This is a genomic window from Chamaesiphon sp. OTE_8_metabat_110, assembly GCF_031382685.1.
Taxonomy (GTDB): Bacteria; Cyanobacteriota; Cyanobacteriia; order Cyanobacteriales; family Chamaesiphonaceae; genus Chamaesiphon.
In genome coordinates, this window is the sequence record NZ_JANMZA010000463.1 from 1 (window position 1) to 2,119 (window position 2,119).

Genomic DNA, 2,119 nt, shown 5'->3' on the forward strand with positions numbered 1-2,119 from the left:
CAGCTACTGCGGAGAGCGTGCCATCGCCACCAGAGGCGATAATAGCTTCGGCACCACGCTCGATCGCAGCTTTGGCTAATTCGCCAGGTTCGCACTCGGCGGTAGTTACGACTACTTCTAGATCGATTTCTGGTCGGAGCATCGATTCGATCGTTTCGAGATCTTGCTCGGCATTACCTTGTCCGGCAACGGGATTAAAAATCAGGCAGGCTTTACGTGTCATCATCGGTATCCTCCAGGGGGGAACTAGGCGTGGGTTCGGAAATTTGTTGGATCGCTTCCAAAATTACCTGCGGGTCGGTCGCTTGCTGCATGATTTCCGCCTCGGCATCGTGACGGTTTTTGACATTGGGCAGATCTACACGTAACTCTTCGACAAGGGAAATTAATTTGGCGATTTTTTGCTCGGTGACGAGATTGAGTTGCAGCATCAGATGCGATCGTTCTTCACTGAGCTTTTCTTGACGATTTTCGTAGACTAGTACTCCTGTCGAAATAAATAGGGAGGCCAGATCCAGCCACTGTTCGCGCAGGTCGAACTGCGGAAACGTGGCGGGTAAAACGCCCAGATCGACTAAGTGCCCGCAGAACTCCCAAATCGCAAAAAACCCGACTTGAAAATACAGAAACTGGGGCTGTCCAAAAATGCTGACAATTTTTTCCAAACCCCGTTGAGCGACGGTAGCTTGCTGCTGATAACGCTCTTGGTAATTGGTAATTGTCTCGACATTTTTGAGGACATGTTCGGGGATTTCCAGATCCTCTTCCGGCGGCGGAATCGCTTCGACGATATTTACCAGCTCGGGATAAATCGAAAAATCTCTACTGGAGTCGTTGCGTCCGACCTTTGTCATCAGCGGATCGATAATTAGCCCGACTTTAGGCGGCTTCATGAGTTTTCTCCTCATAGGCGAGCGGTGGCTGTTCGGAAATTTGTTGGATTACCTCCAAGATTGCCTGCGGATCTGCCGCTTGCTGCATGATTTCGGCTTCGGCATCGTGACGGTTTTTGACATTTGGTAGATCGACGCGCAGTTCTTCGACTAGCGAGATTAATTTCGCGATCTTCTGCTCGGTCACTAGATTAACCTGTAATTCTAAAAGCGATCGTTCTTGACTTACCTTCTCCTCCCGCCGTTGGTAAACCAAGACCCCAGTTGTCGTCAATAATGAAGCTATTTCCAGCCCGTGCAAACCAGGCTCAAACAGGGGGAAATTTTTAGGAATAATTTTATGTTCGGCGAGACTACTACACCCAATCCACACGCTAAAAAAGACGATCTGACCGTACAAAAACTGTGGTTTGCCAAAAAAGTCGCCAATTTTGTCTAATAATCGATGATGGGGTTTGGAATTTCGTTGGTGTTGAGCTTGGTGATTGTAAATTGTCTCGACATTTTTAACCGCGTGCTCTGGGATGGTGTCATTTTCAATGAGGATATCTGGTCGCGCTGAGTATAGCTCGACTGATTGTGGGCTGTGTCGATCCACAGCAGGATCGCGGGCATTAATTTGTTTCATATTTACCAGATTAGGTTAGAGATAATAAATGAGTAGAGACGATCGATCGTCCCTACTCGGCGATAATTAGAGTTTCAAGGTTGAGAAGTCTGGCTTGTTAGGCGTAAACCCTAGAGATCCCCCTTGAAAAGCTACCGTGTATACACAAGTCTGTTATGCTGCATAGTCCCTCTACCCCACCCCAGCCCTCCCATTATACTGGGGTGGGTGCACGCCCCCCCTTTATATGGGGGGGTTGGGGGGGTAAACCCAGCGAAAACGAAGCAATACACGGCAGCCTTGGAAAGAAGAACAGTTAAACCGATACTATTTAGTGGGGCACCCAAACTGATACAGAGCCGCCATTACAGCGAAACTCAGCCCAGCCATCATTATTGGTAACGATCGGGTCTTTGATATGCTCGGTGATGTCTACATAAGTGCAATTGGGCAGACCGATTTCCATCCACTTGGTGCCGCCTTCGCCATTAGTCAGCACTACTGCCATACCGCCGGGATTGGACTCATCGCCCGCCCGCGTCCAGCCGATCGTATTCGGATGGTCGAAGTAGTCGCGTTGTTCGCCGTAGGCATAGTTTTGACGGGCATACAAGAACTT

Annotated in this window: 3 protein-coding genes and 1 pseudogene; all 4 read right to left on the bottom strand. The window is 49.0% G+C overall.

What is annotated here, in order from left to right:
* A partial coding sequence (locus RMO52_RS17075) for a diacylglycerol kinase family protein (RefSeq protein WP_396135036.1) occupies positions 1–223 on the bottom strand: 223 nt, incomplete at its 3' end.
* Positions 213–893, bottom strand: coding sequence for a DUF1003 domain-containing protein (locus RMO52_RS17080; RefSeq protein ID WP_310416565.1), 681 nt, complete (start codon positions 891–893; stop codon positions 213–215). The genes RMO52_RS17075 and RMO52_RS17080, both read right to left, overlap by 11 nt.
* Positions 880–1,521, bottom strand: a complete 642-nt coding sequence (locus RMO52_RS17085) for a DUF1003 domain-containing protein (RefSeq protein ID WP_310416568.1) — start codon at positions 1,519–1,521, stop codon at positions 880–882. The genes RMO52_RS17080 and RMO52_RS17085 overlap by 14 nt, the downstream gene beginning before the upstream one ends.
* Positions 1,522–1,831: 310 nt before the next feature.
* Positions 1,832–2,119: pseudogene (locus tag RMO52_RS17090) on the bottom strand (alpha-amylase); the annotation flags it as partial.